This is a genomic window from Janthinobacterium sp. NKUCC06_STL (genome assembly GCF_019345455.1).
Lineage (GTDB): Bacteria > Pseudomonadota > Gammaproteobacteria > Burkholderiales > Burkholderiaceae_D > Janthinobacterium > Janthinobacterium rivuli.
Genome location: NZ_JAHKQY010000004.1, coordinates 1 through 15,225 on the forward strand (window position 1 = coordinate 1; position 15,225 = coordinate 15,225).

Below are 15,225 nucleotides of genomic sequence, written 5' to 3' on the forward strand. Positions count from 1 at the left end.
TGACGTCATCACTGGCAAGCGCAATAACGGCTGGCAGCTGTCGGCATTCCACCGTCAAGGTAAAGTGTTTGGCGGCGGCAATACCTTCGGCGTGCAGTACGGCGTCGGTCCCGGCACCGGCAAGGGCGCACAGTTCGGCGCTTCGGGCGACACCGGTTTGGGTTCGGACGTGAAACGCACGCGTATCTTCAATGACATGGCGATCCAGCCGATGGCCAACTTCGGCATGGAATTCGTCGCCCTGTGGCAAAAAGACGAGTCGAACGCCAACGGTTCCTCGACCTGGACCTCGGTCGGCGTGCGTCCCGTGTATGCCTTCACCGACAACTTCAAGCTGGTGGGCGAACTGGGCACGGACCGCGTGACGCAAGCGGGCGGCCAGCCGGCCAAGCGCTTGACCAAGCTGACCATCGCCCCGACGATCTCGGCCGGCCCTGGCCTGTGGTCGCGTCCTGAACTGCGCGCTTTCGTCACCTACGGCAAGTGGAACGATGCAGCCACCGCCTCGGTCAACGCGTCGAACAACGGCGGCCCGATCTACAACAACAATACCAGCGGCACCTCGTACGGCTTCCAAGTCGAAACCTGGTTCTAAACACAGAACCAAACCTGCTGCGCGGCGCGCTTTGCGGCCTGCGATGCTCACCGTGCTCCAGCACGGCTGCGCTTCTCGGCCACAAATCACTGCCGCTCGCGACGGTTTTGTTCAGTGTTGATGTTTGTAAGTGCAGATCAACCTGGCGCATCCTTCGCGGATGCGTTTTTGGCGCCGTCCCGTGATATAAATGCAGTGTAGTCATGTCATGGATCACGGCGCCGTCTTTACACCAAGATGATGCCCGTTTATAAGCGGGTCTGAGCACAAGAGCGCCGGTACAGGCGCAGATTTCACCTTTTTCGGCCCCCGTATGCCGAAGCCCCCTAAAAGCTTGATCAAAAAAGGAATGTGGAGATGAAACTGAAATTCAAGATTACCCAACTGGCCGCATTGACCACCCTGGCATTTGCCGGCAGCGCGTTTGCGACCGACGTGGAAGTGTTGCACTACTGGACCTCCGGCGGTGAAGCGAAGTCCGTGGGCCAGTTGCAGCAAATCGTGAAAGAAAGCGGCTTCGGCTGGAAAGACTTCGCCGTGGCCGGTGGCGCTGGCGAAAACGCCGCGACCGCGCTGAAAACCCGCGTCATTTCCGGCAACCCGCCGACGGCCGCCCAGATCAAGGGCCCATCGATCCAGGAGTGGGGCGCTGAAGGCGTGCTGGCCAATATCGATGATGCCGCCATTCCAGGCAAATGGGATGCCGTGCTGCCGAAAGTCGTCGCCGACATCATGAAATACAAGGGCCACTACGTTGCCGCTCCCGTCAACGTCCATCGCGTCAACTGGATGTGGGTCAATCCGGAAGTGCTGAAAAAAGCCGGCGTGGCCACCACCCCGACCACTTGGGATGCGTTCTTCGACGCGGCCGAGAAGATCAAGAAATCGGGCGGCATCGCGATCGCCCACGGCGGCCAGCCTTGGCAGGACGCCACCGTGTTTGAATCCGTCGCGCTGGGCGTGGGCGGCACGGAGTTCTACAAGAAAGCCATCCTCAAGCTGGACCAGAAGGAATTGACCGGCCCGACCATGCTCAAGGTGTTCGACACCCTGGGCAAGGTGAAGACCTACATCGACAAGGATGCGGCCGGCCGTGACTGGAATCTGGCCACCGCCATGGTCATCAACAACAAGGCCGGCTTCCAGTTTATGGGCGACTGGGCCAAGGGCGAGTTCACGGCTGCTGGCAAGGTGCCTGGCAAGGACTATCTGTGCGTGGCAGCGCCTGGCACGGACAAGGCCTACACCTTCAACATCGATTCGTTTGCCATGTTCACGCAAAAGGATGCAAATGCGAAGAAAGGGCAGATCGCCCTGGCCAACGCCATCATGAATCCGAAGTTCCAGTCGATCTTCAACTTGAACAAGGGTTCGATCCCCGTGCGTTCCGGCGTATCGAAGGACAAGTTTGACGCTTGCGCCCTGAAATCGATGGAAGACATGGACGCCACCAACAAGACCGGCGGCCTGGTGCCATCGTTCGCCCACGGCATGGCGCTGCCATCGGCCACGCAAGGCGCCGTGACCGACGTCATCGCCAAGTTCATGAACACCAACATGAGCTCGAAAGACGCGGTTGCAGCCCTGGCCAAAGCGGCAAAAGTGAAATAATCACGACGGCGCCGGCACGCTCGCCGGCGCCCGCTGCATTGCATGCATCGCCGGCGTCCGCCCTGGCTTCGACCAGGCCGGCGCCACACGCAGTTCTCTCTACGGCTCTCCTATGTCCATACGCAAGCAATTCGACCGATGGATACCGCAGATGGTGTTGGGCCCCACGCTCATCGCCAGCCTGGTATTCGTCTATGGTTTTATCTTTTTGACCGGTTGGCTATCGCTGACCGAATCGCGGCTGATGCCGAACTACGAGTTCGCCGGCCTGGTGCAATACTATGAGCTGTTCGACAATGAGCGCTGGTGGACCTCGCTCAAGAACCTCGGCATCTTCGGTGTCCTGTTCATCGGTTGCAGCATCGCCATCGGCCTGTTCCTGGCGATCCTGCTGGACCAGAAAATCCGCGCCGAAGGCGCGCTGCGCGCCATCTACCTGTATCCGATGGCGCTGTCCTTCATCGTCACCGGCACGGCCTGGAAATGGATGCTCAATCCCAGCCTGGGCCTGGAAAAGGTCATGCACGACTGGGGCTGGACCTCGTTTACCTTCGACTGGCTGGTGAACTCCGACATGGCCATTTACACGGTGGTGATCGCCGGCGTGTGGCAGTCGTCGGGCTTTGTCATGGCCCTGTTCCTGGCCGGCCTGCGCGGCATCGATGACGAGATCATCAAGGCGGCGCAAGTCGATGGCGCGTCCTTGCCGACGATCTACTGGCGCATCGTGATTCCCGCCATGCGTCCCGTGTTCTTCAGCGTGCTGCTGATCCTCGCGCATATCGCCATCAAGAGCTTCGACCTGGTCATCGCACTGACGGCTGGCGGCCCTGGCAATTCGTCGTCCGTGCCGGCCATCTTCATGTACCAGTTTTCCTTCACCCGCGGCCAGCTGGGCCTGGGCTCGGCATCGGCAATGATGATGCTGGCCACCATCGTGGCCGTGCTCGTGCCGCTGATGTACCTGGAAACGCGCAGCGCAAAGGCGATGAGATGACACACACACCTACACGTAACAACAAACTCACCCTGGGACGGGTGGTGCTATACCTGCTGCTGATTCTGTTCGCGGTGTATTACATCGTGCCCTTGTACGTGACCCTGTCGACGTCGTTCAAGTCGCTCGACGAGATCCGCAGCGGCAACCTGCTGGCACTGCCGCACGTGTGGCAGTTCGATTCCTGGGCCAAGGCCTGGTCTTCGGCCTGCACGGGCGTTACCTGCGACGGCATGCAGCCATTCTTCTGGAACTCGATCAAGATGGTGATTCCCGCCGTGCTGATCTCGACCTTCCTGGGCGCCTTCAACGGCTATGTGTTCGCGCACTGGCGCTTCCGCGGTTCGGAAATCCTGTTTGCCGCCTTGCTGGTGGGCTGCTTCATTCCTTTCCAGGTGGTGATCCTGCCGATGGCGCGCTTGCTGGGCGAATTCGGCCTGGCCAATACCACCACGGGCCTCGTCTTCGTGCACGTGGTGTATGGCACGGCGTTCACGACCCTGTTCTTCCGCAATTACTATATCGGTGTGCCGGAAGAACTGATCAAGGCGGCGCGCATCGACGGCGCCGGCTTCTTCCTGATCTTCCGCAAGATCGTGCTGCCGATTTCGGGTCCGATTTTCGTCGTCTGCATCATCTGGCAATTCACGCAGATCTGGAACGACTTCCTGTTCGGCATCGTCTTCGCCAGCGGCGATTCGCAGCCGATCACGGTGGGCTTGAACAACCTGGTCAACACGTCCACGGGCGTGAAGGAATACAACGTCAACATGGCTGCCGCGGTGATTGCCGCGCTGCCGACCCTGCTGGTCTATCTGGTCGCAGGCCGTTATTTTGTGCGCGGTCTGACCGCAGGCGCAGTCAAAGGTTAAGGAAAGAATATGTCCAGTTTATCGATACGCAGCATCCGCAAGGTGTACACGAATGGCGTCGAAGTCTTGAAAGGCATCGACATCGAGATCAAGGATGGCCAGTTCCTGATCCTCGTCGGCGGCTCCGGCTCCGGCAAGTCGACCTTGCTCAACATGGTGGCCGGCCTGGAAAGCGTCACGTCCGGCGAAATCCTCATCGACGGCAAGGTCGTCAACGACCTGCCGCCGAAAGACCGCGACATCGCCATGGTGTTCCAGTCGTATGCGCTGTACCCGTCGATGACGGTGCGCGAAAACATCGCGTTCGGTTTGAACGTGAAAAAAGTGCCGAAGGCGGAGCAGCAGGAAATCGTCGCGCGCGTCGCCGAAACCCTGCAGATCACGCACTTGCTGGACCGCCGTCCGGCGCAGCTGTCGGGCGGCCAGCGCCAGCGCGTGGCCATGGGCCGCGCCATTTCGCGCAAGCCGTCGCTGTTCCTGTTCGACGAACCGCTGTCGAACCTGGACGCCAAGCTGCGCGTGGAAATGCGCGCCGAGATCAAGCTGCTGCACCAGCGCCTGAAGGCCACCATCGTCTACGTCACGCATGACCAGATCGAGGCGATGACCATGGGCGACCTGATCGCCGTCATGAAGGATGGGGTGGTGCAGCAACTGGGCACGCCGCAGGAAATCTACGACAACCCGGCCAACCTGTTCGTGGCCGGTTTCATCGGCTCGCCGTCGATGAATTTTATTACCGTCAAGCCTGTCATCGAGGGCAACGAGGTGTTTGTCGCCATCGAGAACGCGGGCAAGAGCCTGCGTCTGGCCCTGCCGTTCGCGGCCGACAAGCTGCGCAGCTATGCGGGTCGCGACGTGGTCCTGGGCGTGCGTCCGGAGCAGATCACGGACATGAGCAGCGCGCACGGCGACGTGGGCCAGGAACTCGGTTGTTTGATCGACCTGGTCGAGCCGACCGGCCCCGACACCCTGCTGACGACGCGCCTGAACGGCGCCGCCGTCACTTGCCGCACGCATCCGCGCGAAGCCGTGCTGCCGGGGCAGACCATGCAACTGTCGTTCAACCTGTCGAAAGCGGCCATGTTTGACCCGGCCAACGGCGAACGCATCGCCTAAGCGGTACCTGCAATAGAAAACGGCCCGCTTGTCGCATGACAGGCGGGCCGTTGTCGTTTACGCCACCGTGGTTATCGTGCCAGCGATTTCTTGTACATGATGGACTGGCGCAGCTTACCCTTGTCGTCGATCAGCTCATCGAACTCTTCCCGGTTGACTTCCCGCAGCGCGCCCAGGTCCGCCGCGCGCTTGCCGTCGCTGACGCTGTCGCCGGGTTGCAGCGCCACCATCGCCTGCGCGGCCAGCAGGATGGCATTGGCATACGCGGCGGGGTCGCGCAGGTCGACCCGCGCCAGATCCGGCGCCGGTTTGCGGCGCAGCCAGTCGGCCCAGTAAAACTCGAGAAATTCCGTGGCGTGCTGCGGCGGCTCGTAGCCGATCTCGCGCGTAAAGTAGACGAGCGAGCGGTATGGGTCGTCGCCCAGCGCTGCGAGGCCGATGGCCGATGGCAGTTGCTGCGGCGTGATGGCCTGGTTGCGCCCATCTTTCAGCCACACCTTGTTTTCCGCGCGCATGCGGGTCCAGAAGGCCGCTTCGTCCAGCGCGCTGAAATTGTCGCTGACCTTGACCCACACCTTCAATTGATGATTGCGCCCGCCATCGGCATCCCAGAAGGTGGAAAACGTGTGGTGGCCATCGGTCAGGTAGACGATGCCGCGCGGGCCGATGACGACGGTCTTCATGTCGTCGGGACGGCTGCCCACGGCCGCCTTGCAGCGGTAGCCGGCCGGTGGCGCGGCCAGGGTGGCACCTGGCACATTGGCCGTGCCGGGCAGGACGTCGTGCTGGCCATTGGCTTCGCACAGGTCAGCGAATTTCCTGGGCTTGGCGATGTCGGCGAGGTGCTTTTCTTCGGCCGCATAGCGTCCCAGCTTGTAGTACACCTGGTCGTAGCCGATGGCCGGCTGGGTCGGATGCAGTTCATCAAGGCGTACCTGCAGGATGCGCGGATGGGCGGCGCTGCCCACCACGGTGGACATCAGCGCCTGCTGGCGCGCGCTCAGGGCGGGCAGCGTGGCGGCATCGCGTGCCAGTGCCGGCGGCAGGAATGCCGACTGGCAGCCCAATGCCAGCAGCAGGGCAGGGGAACGGTGGAAAATCCGGAGCATTGCATCCTCGCTAAAAGACACAGTATCGCTGATGCCATGCACCGCAGCTTGATGCCGCGCAGGCTGGCGTCAATTCATGCGGCCCGCCGTCAGCGGCCCAGCATGCGCAGGCAGGCGTCGGCGACGTCGGCGGCAAAGGCGCTGCTGTCCTGCAGTCGTGCGGCGATGGCGTCGTCCGTCACGCCATGCACGGCCGAGTAAATCATCAGGGCGGCCAGGCGCGGCTGCGGCAACGGCCATGCGCCCGCTGCCGCGCCGCCAGCGAGGATGGCGTCCAGCCGGGCTAGGACGGGCGCGCGCGCCGCGCCATGGCGTCGGCCATCATGAATGCCTTGCGCCAGGCAGGCATGACCCTGGGCGTGGCCATGCTGGGTAGCGTGATGAGCTTGCGTGCCGCCGCCATGCTGGAGCGGTCGGGACAGGTTGCCGCACTCGCCGCCGGCTTCCAGCTGGCCATGCTGCTGGCGGGGCTGGCATGCCTGGCGGTGGCCTTGCCGCTGTACTGGCTGCCAGCCAGGCAGCCCTAGGCGAGCAAGCCGCTGGGCACGCGCGGCGAAGACATCAAATCGCGGAACGCGGCCCAGTGTTCCGCGCGCGTCGCGCCCTGGCGCTCGACATAGGCTTTCGCCATGTCCTGGCCCAGGTTGTAGTTGATGACATAGGCGCCCATGGCGTCGTAGAACTGCAGGCGCTGCGCGGATTTTTCGGCCGGGTACAGGCGCACGTTGACCAGCCATTCCAGCGCTTCCTCGCGCGTGATGCTGCCTTCGAGGTACTGGCGCGCGATGTCGTTGTCGGCGTAACTCAGTTTGGCCAGCAGCGCATTGAGTTGTGCATAGCGGGGCGCCAGCGCCGGGTCGAGGCCGGCCAGCGGGTACAGCACCTGTTGTTCGAAAGCCAGCCGTTCTTCATCCGTAAAGCTCAGTTCGATGCCGTAATTGGCCGTGCCTTCGGCGATCAGGGATTGCGGCGAGTACAGCGGATAGATGCAGTATTCCAGCCAGCCCTTGCCACGCACCAGGTCGCGCTCCAGCAGCACGTTGTAGACGTGGTGGCCCGGATAGGCTTCATGGCAGCCGAGGTCGACGGCGCGATCGATGTACACGGGCAAGTCGGTATTGATCTGGATCACGCTCTGGTAGTTGCCCTTGTACCAGTTGTAGCCGCTCCATGGCTTGTCGCTGACGAATTCCAATATAAAATCTTCGCCTTCGGGCAGGGCGATGTAGCGCAAGGTGCGCTCGCGGCCCGCGCGGATGGCCGCATCCATGACGGCGCGCAGCTTGTCGGCGGGAATGACGAGTTGCGCGCGCAAGGCGTTGACCCGGTCGCTGACCGTGCCGTCGCCGGGCAGCAGCGCGTCGATCTGCGCCATCAGTGCTTCATAGTATGCGCGGCTGTGATGGGGCGAGACGGCGTCGTACAGGCGCGTGCTTTCCGTATCGAAATCGAGGCGTGTGCCTTGCAGCATGCCCGCCTTGGCCAGCACGGCTTGCAACTGCTTGCGCAGGTTGACGGCGCGCAGGCAAGTTTCACCGGCCAGCAGGGCCAGCGCCTTGTCTGTCGCGGCCTGGATATCGCTCAAACTCAGTTGCTGTGCCACCGCTTCCTGTTGCCACGCGGGCGGGCCGTAATACGCGTCCACATACGAGGCATCGTGCTGACCCATGGCCAGGACCAGCTTGACGTAGCGTTCGGCCATATCGGCGTGAAGTGGGGAGTTGCTGTCGTTGTTCGTCATGGCGGCCTGATTGTGCGGTTGGGCAGGCGCTTATTGTATAGCGCAACAGGTTGGAGTGAAGCACGGACTTGAGGCATCATTTCTCTATAACAATTAGGAAAACGCATCTTGATGTAGCTCAGTGAACCCGGCATTCACGGACTGCGTGCGCGGGTTTGGTAGCAAGATGGCGTGGTCTTCTTTTTTATGCGTGCACGTGATTTTCCCCTTGATCTTTCTTCGTTTATGGACGAATATGATGTACGAGATCCGGCACTACCTGACATCATCGGGCAGGGATTTATATACGGAATGGCTGAAACGCCAGCGCGACAATACGGCCAGGGTGGCCATCGTGCGACGCGTGCTGCGCATGATGCCCGGCAATTTTGGCGATCACAAGTTTTGCCACGACGGCGTGTGGGAGTTGCGCATCGATGTGGGCGCCGGTTATCGTATTTACTATGCCATCGACGGCGGCCAGATTATTTTATTGCTGTGTGGTGGCGACAAACGCACGCAGTCGAAAGATATCGAATACGCCTGTGCCTGCTGGCACGATTGGAAGGAGAGAGGACATGAAAGAGGACGTGAAACAGGTCATGAGCAAACCACCAAGAGACCGCTCGCATGACGAAGCGATGGCCGAACTGTACCGCGATGATCCCGATCTCGCCCTTGAACTGATCAACAATATCCTCGTCGATGGCGACCACGGCGAACTGCTGGCCGTGCTGCGCCAGCTGACGCGCGCCTTTGGCGGCGTGCCTGCCGTGGCGCAGGCGGCCAAGCTCAACCCTACCCAGCTATACCGCACCCTGTCGCCCGATGGCAATCCGTCCCTGAGCACCTTGACGGCCATCCTCGATGCCATGGGCTTGCGCCTGGCCGTGGAACCCAGGCAGCCCGAACGTTCATTTCCCGCACCGGCTGCTTGAGTTCTTGGCACGCGGCTAGAATTCCACCGGGCGCGCTTCGCGCATCGCTTGCGTCATGGCCAGGCCGATGCGCGTCGCTTCCGTCGCGTCGTGCAAGGTCAGCGACAAGGTGCGCCGGCCCAGTGCCGCATCCGTGAACTCCTGCGCCTCGATCAAAAAGGCGTCGGCGAAGCGGGCATAGAAATCCGGCGTGCATTCGTTGCGCACGCCATGCGCATCCGAGATTTCCACCCTGTTCAGGCGCGGGTTGCTGCCCACGGCCAGGCGGCCGCCCGTGCCGAACACTTCCGTCAGGGTTTCATGGCCATGCGCCATGGTGCGCGAGGCCATGAAGCTGGCCATGCTGCCATCTGAAAATTCGACCGTTGCCAGCCCGTTGTCGACGTCGCCGAAGGCCTGCAAGCCCGTGTGGATGGCGTTGGTGCCGCTCGCATACACGCGTTTGGGCACGGGATTGCCCAGCAGCCAGCGCGCCAGGTCGATATCGTGCACGCTGCAATCGAGGAAGATGCCGCCGCTGGTGGGGGCGAAACGCATGAAGGCACCGCTGGGGTCGTTCTGGTCGCAGGTTTGCGAACGCACGAGATACGGCTTGCCGATGAGCCCTTGGGCGATCTTTTGCTGCGCGTCGTGATAGCTGGCGTCGAAACGGCGCACGAAGCCGATCATGATGGTCAACTGCGGGTGGCGCGCCGCTTCCGCTTCCACCTTCAGGCAGTCGGCCAGGTCCAAGGACAGCGGCTTTTCGCAGAATACGTGCTTGCCTGCGCGCAAGGCGGCGATGATCTGATCCGCATGCAGCGAGGTGGGCGTGACGAGAAACACGGCGTCCAGGCCCGGATGGGCCAGCAGGGCGTCGTAGTCCACATAGCCGGTGGTGATGCCGAGCGTGCTGGCGGCCCAGTCCAGTTCGGCCGGCACGGGGCTGCAGGCGGCCACGACTTCGGCGTTGGGCACGCGCTGCGCCAGGTTGATGGCGTGGCGCTGGCCCAGCCGGCCCAGGCCGACGATGCCGACTTTTAATGTTGGGGATGACATGGTGTCTCCAGATATTTTTATTATTTGTTTATAAAGTGACCACGCGCTGTTCGCGCCAGGACAGCGTGGCCGCCTCGGCCAGTTCCAGTGCCTTCAAGCCATCGTGCACGGTGGTGCGCAGCGGCGTGCCGTGGCTGAGGGCGTCAAAGAAGTGCGTCATTTCCTGTGCGTAAGCCACGCGATAACGTTCCAGGAAAAAATCTTCCGGCTTGTCCACGCTGACGTTCACTGAGCCATACGCCGTCACTTCCGTCGGCTTGTGGTTGCCCGCTTGTAGCATGCCGGCACTGCCCAGCACCTCAAAACGCTGGTCGTAGCCGTAGGCGGCGCGGCGCGAGGCATTGATCTGGCACAAACGTCCCTTGGCCGTGCGGATGGTGACGACGGCCGTATCGAGGTCGCCCGCCTCGCCGATGGCCGGATCGACCAGGCAGCTGCCCGTGGCGTGCACGCTGACGGCTTCATCGGCAAGTATCCAGCGGAAGATGTCGAAATCGTGGATTAGCATATCCTTGAAGATGCCGCCCGAGACCTTGATGTAGCTCACGGGCGGCGGGCCCGGATCGCGGCTGGTGACGACCAGCAACTCCGGCGTGCCGATTTCGCCCGCTGCGATGCGTGTCTTGACGGCATTGAAAGTCGGGTCATAGCGGCGCTGGAAACCCAACATGCACAGCACCTTGGCTTCCTTGACGGCGGCGGCGCAGGCACGCGCGCGGTCGAGGGTCAGGTCGACGGGTTTTTCGCAAAAGATGGCCTTGCCGGCGGCTGCCGAGCGCAGGATCAGGTCCGCGTGCGTGTCCGTGCTCGAAGCGATGACGACGGCCTTGACTGCCGGGTCGGCCAATGCCGCCTCGACCGTGGCGCTGCTGCCGCCATGCAGGCCCGCCAGCGCGGCGGCCGCTTCCTGGTTGACGTCGACCACATACTTGAACTGCACGCCGGGTTGGGCAGCCAGGTTGGCCGCGTGGATTTTGCCGATGCGTCCGGCGCCGAACAACGCTACTTCAATCATCATGTTCTCCTGGGGTGTGGATTTCTTCGATGTCGAGCTCTAATTTGTATGCCAGTGCGATGAATAGCGCCTGGCACAGGCAGATGGTGCTGGTCAGCGAGCGGAAGGCGAAGGCGCTGCCCTCGGTGACGGTGAGCAGCGCGTCGGCGGCCCGCGCGAGCGGGGCCAGCTTGCTGTCGGTAATCACCAGGACCTTGGCGCCCTTGTCTTGCGCCGCTTTGATGCACTGCTGGGTTTCCTTGCCGTAAGGCGAGAAACTGATGGCGATCGCCACATCGCGTTCGCGCACGCTGCGCATCTGTTCGCGGTGCATGCCGCCCAGTCCGCTAATCAGGTGCACGCGCTTGTCCGTGTGTTCCAGCGCGTAGGCGATGTAGGAGGCGATCGGAAACGACCGGCGCACGCCGATCACATAGATGTTTTCCGCTTTCAGCAGCAGGTTGACGGCTGCTTCCAGCTGGGCGTCGTCGAGGCCGGCGGCCAGGTCGTCGAGGCCGGCGCGGCTGGCGCCGACGAATTCGCGCGTCAGGTCGCCCGCGCTCAGCGCCGCGTCGCGCGTGGAAATGAGCTTGCGGATGCGCTGCTGGTAGTCAGGCGTGGCGCCGGCCTGGTCCGTATAAGCCTGGCGGAAGACATCCTGCATTTCACTGAAACCTGTGTAGCCGAAGCGCTGCGCGAAGCGCACGATGGCGGACGGCTGCACCTCGCAGGCGGCAGCGATGTCGCTGATGCGCTCGAGCATCAGGCTGGCCCGGTGCTTCTCGATGTATTGGGCGATGACTTTCAGCTGGCGCGACAGGTTGTCGTACTCGGCGGCAATGTGCTGCATCAGCTGTTCGATGGGGGCGGTGGCTGCCATGTTGTTTCCTTTGGGCTGGTTCTGGCGAGAATTATAGGAGTGAATCCAGAAAATAGAAATGATTTTCTATTTAAATTTATTTTGAAAATTTTATTGCATTTGTCTTTTTTGTGGCCTAAGCTGTGCGCAGTGCATCGGGTCTTGCCAGTTTTCCGGCGCCCCGCTGACACGCGACAAAAGCTGGCAACTATAAAAATTAATCCTTCAAGGAGACATTCATGCAAAGCAATAAGCGTAAGGGATTTCTGAAGCGCCTGGCCGTGCTGGGCCTCGGCCTGGGACTGGGTCTGGGCATGAGCGCCAGCCACGCGGCGGGCGAGAAATTCGTGTTGATCAGCCATGCGCCTGATTCCGATTCCTGGTGGAATACGATCAAAAATTCCGTCAAGCAAGCTGGTGAAGACTTCAATGTCACCGTTGACTACCGCAATCCGCCGAATGGCGACCTGGCCGATATGGCGCGCCTGGTCGAGCAATCGGCAGCCCGCAACTACGATGGCGTGATCGTCAGCATCGCCGACTTCAGCGTGCTGCAAAAACCGCTGGGTCTGGTTGCCGCCAAGAAGATTCCGTTTGTCACGATCAACTCCGGCACTTTGGCGCAAAGCGAGCAGCTGGGCGCGGTGATGCACGTGGGCCAGCCTGAATTCGAGGCAGGCAAGGGCGCCGGCGAAAAAGCCAAGGCGGCCGGCATCAAATCCTTCGTCTGTGTCAACCATTACGCGACGAATCCATCGTCGTTCGAGCGCTGCCGCGGCTTTGCCGAGGCCATCGGCGTCGATTTCAAGGCCGCCACCCTGGATGCGGGCGAAGATCCGACCACCATCGAGAGCAAGCTGAGCGCCTTCCTGCGCAACAACCCGAAAACCCAGGCCGTGCTGGCGTTGGGACCGACCTCGGCCCACGCTTCGCTGAAGGCGCTGGAAAAAATGGGTTTGAAGGGCAAGATGTGGTTCGCCACGTTCGACCTGTCCGATGACATCTCGAAAGGTATCAAGGATGGCAGCATCCAGTTCGCCATCGACCAGCAGCCGTACCTGCAAGGCTATATCCCCGTTGCCGTGCTGGCCATCATGAAGCAGGACAAGACCACGGATCTGGCCAAGGTGCGCGAAAAGCTGATCAATAACGCCAAATTCAAGGCGCGCCTGGCCGAGTACGGTCTGGCACCATCGTATGGCCCGCGCCATATCGGTTCCGGTCCTGGTTATGTCACCAAGGACAATATCGGCAAGGTGGAGAAATACGCCGGCCAGTTCCGTTAAGCACCCGCTTTTCAATTCAATCAATACTTAGTTGTAGTCCCCGCGCGCAGGCCAAGCTTGCCGGCGCGCGGGTCCTGCCGCCCTGGAATTGTTGTCGAGGCTGGCAGGTTGCTATAAAACAAGGGAGACATAGCATGAGTACCGTGAAATTAAGCGTGGAGCAGGGTGGCATGGCAGCCTCGGGCACGCCGCCGCAAAAGCAGGGCGTTGATGAGCGCGTGGGGCAGGTCAGCTGGCTCAAGCGGCTGTTCAGCCGCCCGGAATTCGCCTCGATCTCGGGCGCCATCCTGGTGTTCGCCTTCTTCATCCTGACGGCCGGCGACTCTGGCATGTTCAACCTCGACGGCGTGATCAACTGGGCGCAAGTGGCCGCCTACCTGGGCATCATCGCCATCGGCGCCTGCGTGCTGATGATCGCCGGCGAATTCGACCTGTCGATCGGTTCCATGATCGGCTTTGCCGGCATGATGATCGCCATTCCTTCCGTCTACTTCCACTGGCCCGTATGGGCCGCCATCCTGTTCGCCTTCGCCGGATCGATGGCGCTGGGCTGGCTTAACGGCTACCTGGTCATCAAGACGCGCTTGCCGTCGTTTATCGTCACTCTGGCCTTTCTGTTCATCCTGCGCGGCCTGACCCTGGCCCTGTCCATCATGTTTGCCAACCGCACCATCGTCAGCGGCATCGGCGCGCTGGCCGCCGACGACTGGCTGGCCACGACCCTGTTCCACGGCGAAGTGGGCACCTCGCTGTTCGCCTGGATGGCCAAGGCGGGCTGGATCACGGCGCTCGACAATGGCGCGCCGCTGGTCAAGGGCATCCCCAAGGTCATCGTCTGGTGGGCCGGCCTGGCGCTGGTGTCCGGCTTTGTGCTGGCCCGCACCCGCATCGGCAACTGGATCTTCGCCGTCGGCGGCGACGCCAACGCGGCCAAGAACGTGGGCGTGCCCGTGAAAACCATCAAGGTATCGCTGTTCGTCTTCACCGCCTTCTGCGCCTGCCTGTTTGCCACGCTGCAAGTATTTGACGTGGGCTCGGCCGCCGCCGACCGCGGCATGCAAAAGGAATTCGAAGCCATCATCGCGGCCGTCATCGGCGGCGCCTTGCTGACGGGCGGCTACGGTTCCGTCGTCGGCGCCTGCTTCGGCGCGCTGATCTTTGGCGTGGTGCAGATTGGCATTACTTATACGAATATCAATTCGGACTGGTTCCGCGTCTTCCTCGGCGTCATGCTGCTGATCGCGGTACTGTTCAATAACTTTGTCCGTGCCCGTGTCACGGAAGCGAGATAAGCCATGAGCGAATACATCCTTGCGCTGGAAAACATCAGCAAACGTTTCGGCTCCGTCATCGCGCTGCAAAACGTCACCCTGCGCTTGAAACCGGGCGAAGTGCATTGCCTGCTCGGTGACAACGGCGCCGGCAAGTCGACCCTGATCAAGACCCTGGCCGGCGTGCACCGGCCCACCAGCGGGCAATACCTGGTCGATGGCAAGCCCGTCAGCTTCAATTCGCCGAAAGAGGCGCTCGACCTGGGCGTGGCCACCGTCTACCAGGATCTGGCGTTGGTGCCCCTGCTGTCCGTGGCGCGCAATTTCTTCATGGGCCGCGAACCGATGCGAAAAATGTTCGGCGTGCTGCCCGTGATGGATATGGAATACGCGGCTACCACGGCGCGCGACAAGCTGGCCGAGATGGGCATCATGGTGCGCGATCCGCACCAGGCCGTGGGCACCATGTCGGGCGGTGAACGGCAATGCCTGGCCATTGCCCGCGCCATCCACTTCGGCGCGCGCGTGCTGATCCTCGACGAGCCGACAGCAGCGCTGGGCGTGAAGCAGTCGTTCAATGTGCTGAAACTGATTTACAAGGCGCGCGAACGGGGCTTGTCCGTGATCTTTATTACCCACAATGTGCACCATGCCTATCCCGTGGGCGACTCGTTCACCCTCTTGAACCGGGGCAAGTCGCTGGGCACTTACACCAAGGAAACCGTTTCCAAGGACGAAGTACTCGACATGATGGCGGGCGGTGCGGAAATGCAAACGCTGATGAGTGAACTCGACGGTGTCACGATTTAAGGATAG

The 15,225-nt window shown here is 61.7% G+C and carries 17 protein-coding genes; 11 read left to right on the forward strand and 6 right to left on the reverse strand.

The window, feature by feature from the left end:
* From KO539_RS15655 to KO539_RS15675, 5 genes are all read left to right on the forward strand, one after another.
* Positions 1-595: carbohydrate porin (locus KO539_RS15655; RefSeq protein ID WP_219310488.1), on the forward strand; the 595-nt coding region annotated here is incomplete at its 5' end.
* Positions 596-952: 357 nt separating this feature from the next.
* Entirely contained in the window at positions 953-2,206 is a 1,254-nt protein-coding gene (locus KO539_RS15660; RefSeq protein WP_035817882.1) for an ABC transporter substrate-binding protein, read from the forward strand.
* Positions 2,207-2,318: 112 nt separating this feature from the next.
* Positions 2,319-3,203, forward strand: coding sequence for a carbohydrate ABC transporter permease (locus KO539_RS15665; protein WP_034777935.1), 885 nt, complete (start codon positions 2,319-2,321; stop codon positions 3,201-3,203).
* Complete coding sequence (locus KO539_RS15670) at positions 3,200-4,075, forward strand: carbohydrate ABC transporter permease (RefSeq protein ID WP_086147271.1); 876 nt, start codon at positions 3,200-3,202, stop codon at positions 4,073-4,075. Before KO539_RS15665 ends, KO539_RS15670 begins: the two co-directional genes overlap by 4 nt.
* A 9-nt stretch (positions 4,076-4,084) precedes the next feature.
* On the forward strand, positions 4,085-5,194 hold the full coding sequence (locus tag KO539_RS15675) for an ABC transporter ATP-binding protein (protein ID WP_219310489.1): 1,110 nt from the start codon (positions 4,085-4,087) through the stop codon (positions 5,192-5,194).
* 71 nt (positions 5,195-5,265) lie between these two features.
* Here KO539_RS15675 and KO539_RS15680 read toward each other — a convergent pair whose 3' ends face one another.
* Both KO539_RS15680 and KO539_RS15685 read right to left on the reverse strand, forming a co-directional pair.
* Entirely contained in the window at positions 5,266-6,303 is a 1,038-nt protein-coding gene (locus KO539_RS15680; RefSeq protein ID WP_219310490.1) for a ParB/Srx family N-terminal domain-containing protein, read from the reverse strand.
* Positions 6,304-6,392: 89 nt separating this feature from the next.
* Positions 6,393-6,536, reverse strand: coding sequence for a hypothetical protein (locus KO539_RS15685; protein ID WP_219310491.1), 144 nt, complete (start codon positions 6,534-6,536; stop codon positions 6,393-6,395).
* Positions 6,537-6,611: 75 nt separating this feature from the next.
* On the opposite strand from KO539_RS15685, the gene KO539_RS15690 reads away from it, so the two are divergent.
* The gene (locus KO539_RS15690; protein ID WP_219310492.1) at positions 6,612-6,830 is read left to right on the forward strand and encodes a hypothetical protein; all 219 of its coding nucleotides are present in this window, start codon (positions 6,612-6,614) and stop codon (positions 6,828-6,830) included.
* Here the strand turns inward: KO539_RS15690 and KO539_RS15695 are convergent.
* Positions 6,827-8,044 carry a hypothetical protein gene (locus KO539_RS15695; protein WP_219310493.1) on the reverse strand — a complete coding sequence of 406 codons (1,218 nt, stop codon included), beginning with the start codon at positions 8,042-8,044 and terminating at the stop codon, positions 6,827-6,829. The genes KO539_RS15690 and KO539_RS15695 overlap by 4 nt on opposite strands.
* 238 nt (positions 8,045-8,282) lie before the next feature.
* Here KO539_RS15695 and KO539_RS15700 point away from each other — a divergent pair, with 238 nt between their 5' ends.
* A complete protein-coding gene (locus KO539_RS15700; protein ID WP_219310685.1) occupies positions 8,283-8,657 on the forward strand; it encodes a type II toxin-antitoxin system RelE/ParE family toxin in 375 nt (124 codons plus the stop codon).
* Positions 8,626-8,961 carry a DNA-binding protein gene (locus KO539_RS15705; protein ID WP_035826871.1) on the forward strand — a complete coding sequence of 112 codons (336 nt, stop codon included), beginning with the start codon at positions 8,626-8,628 and terminating at the stop codon, positions 8,959-8,961. Before KO539_RS15700 ends, KO539_RS15705 begins: the two co-directional genes overlap by 32 nt.
* A 15-nt stretch (positions 8,962-8,976) precedes the next feature.
* Here KO539_RS15705 and KO539_RS15710 read toward each other — a convergent pair whose 3' ends face one another.
* The 3 genes from KO539_RS15710 to KO539_RS15720 are packed head-to-tail and all read right to left on the reverse strand — an operon-like array spanning position 8,977 to position 11,873.
* The gene (locus KO539_RS15710; protein WP_219310494.1) at positions 8,977-9,999 is read right to left on the reverse strand and encodes a Gfo/Idh/MocA family oxidoreductase; all 1,023 of its coding nucleotides are present in this window, start codon (positions 9,997-9,999) and stop codon (positions 8,977-8,979) included.
* A gap of 28 nt (positions 10,000-10,027) precedes the next feature.
* Positions 10,028-11,014, reverse strand: a complete 987-nt coding sequence (gene iolG / locus KO539_RS15715; protein ID WP_219310686.1) for an inositol 2-dehydrogenase — start codon at positions 11,012-11,014, stop codon at positions 10,028-10,030.
* Complete coding sequence (locus tag KO539_RS15720) at positions 11,007-11,873, reverse strand: MurR/RpiR family transcriptional regulator (RefSeq protein WP_219310495.1); 867 nt, start codon at positions 11,871-11,873, stop codon at positions 11,007-11,009. The genes iolG and KO539_RS15720 overlap by 8 nt, the downstream gene beginning before the upstream one ends.
* 218 nt (positions 11,874-12,091) lie before the next feature.
* Here KO539_RS15720 and KO539_RS15725 point away from each other — a divergent pair, with 218 nt between their 5' ends.
* The 3 genes from KO539_RS15725 (at position 12,092) to KO539_RS15735 (ending at position 15,219) form a co-directional block, all read left to right on the forward strand.
* Positions 12,092-13,138, forward strand: coding sequence for a sugar ABC transporter substrate-binding protein (locus KO539_RS15725; protein ID WP_219310496.1), 1,047 nt, complete (start codon positions 12,092-12,094; stop codon positions 13,136-13,138).
* A 170-nt stretch (positions 13,139-13,308) separates the two neighbouring features.
* The gene (locus KO539_RS15730; RefSeq protein WP_219310687.1) at positions 13,309-14,430 is read left to right on the forward strand and encodes an ABC transporter permease; all 1,122 of its coding nucleotides are present in this window, start codon (positions 13,309-13,311) and stop codon (positions 14,428-14,430) included.
* Between the two features lie 3 nt (positions 14,431-14,433).
* Entirely contained in the window at positions 14,434-15,219 is a 786-nt protein-coding gene (locus KO539_RS15735) for an ATP-binding cassette domain-containing protein (protein ID WP_099402336.1), read from the forward strand.
* Positions 15,220-15,225: the final 6 nt, after the last annotated feature.

Bases quoted from the DNA above. Each gene is read 5' to 3' on its own strand.
- KO539_RS15660 (WP_035817882.1), top strand. From the start codon at position 953: ATGAAACTGAAATTCAAGATTACCCAACTGGCCGCATTGACCACCCTG.
- KO539_RS15665 (WP_034777935.1), top strand. From the start codon at position 2,319: ATGTCCATACGCAAGCAATTCGACCGATGGATACCGCAGATGGTGTTG.
- KO539_RS15670 (WP_086147271.1), top strand. From the start codon at position 3,200: ATGACACACACACCTACACGTAACAACAAACTCACCCTGGGACGGGTG.
- KO539_RS15675 (WP_219310489.1), top strand. From the start codon at position 4,085: ATGTCCAGTTTATCGATACGCAGCATCCGCAAGGTGTACACGAATGGC.
- KO539_RS15680 (WP_219310490.1), bottom strand. From the start codon at position 6,303: ATGCTCCGGATTTTCCACCGTTCCCCTGCCCTGCTGCTGGCATTGGGC.
- KO539_RS15690 (WP_219310492.1), top strand. From the start codon at position 6,612: ATGGCGTCGGCCATCATGAATGCCTTGCGCCAGGCAGGCATGACCCTG.
- KO539_RS15695 (WP_219310493.1), bottom strand. From the start codon at position 8,044: ATGACGAACAACGACAGCAACTCCCCACTTCACGCCGATATGGCCGAA.
- KO539_RS15700 (WP_219310685.1), top strand. From the start codon at position 8,283: ATGTACGAGATCCGGCACTACCTGACATCATCGGGCAGGGATTTATAT.
- KO539_RS15705 (WP_035826871.1), top strand. From the start codon at position 8,626: ATGAGCAAACCACCAAGAGACCGCTCGCATGACGAAGCGATGGCCGAA.
- KO539_RS15710 (WP_219310494.1), bottom strand. From the start codon at position 9,999: ATGTCATCCCCAACATTAAAAGTCGGCATCGTCGGCCTGGGCCGGCTG.
- iolG (WP_219310686.1), bottom strand. From the start codon at position 11,014: ATGATTGAAGTAGCGTTGTTCGGCGCCGGACGCATCGGCAAAATCCAC.
- KO539_RS15720 (WP_219310495.1), bottom strand. From the start codon at position 11,873: ATGGCAGCCACCGCCCCCATCGAACAGCTGATGCAGCACATTGCCGCC.
- KO539_RS15725 (WP_219310496.1), top strand. From the start codon at position 12,092: ATGCAAAGCAATAAGCGTAAGGGATTTCTGAAGCGCCTGGCCGTGCTG.
- KO539_RS15730 (WP_219310687.1), top strand. From the start codon at position 13,309: ATGGCAGCCTCGGGCACGCCGCCGCAAAAGCAGGGCGTTGATGAGCGC.
- KO539_RS15735 (WP_099402336.1), top strand. From the start codon at position 14,434: ATGAGCGAATACATCCTTGCGCTGGAAAACATCAGCAAACGTTTCGGC.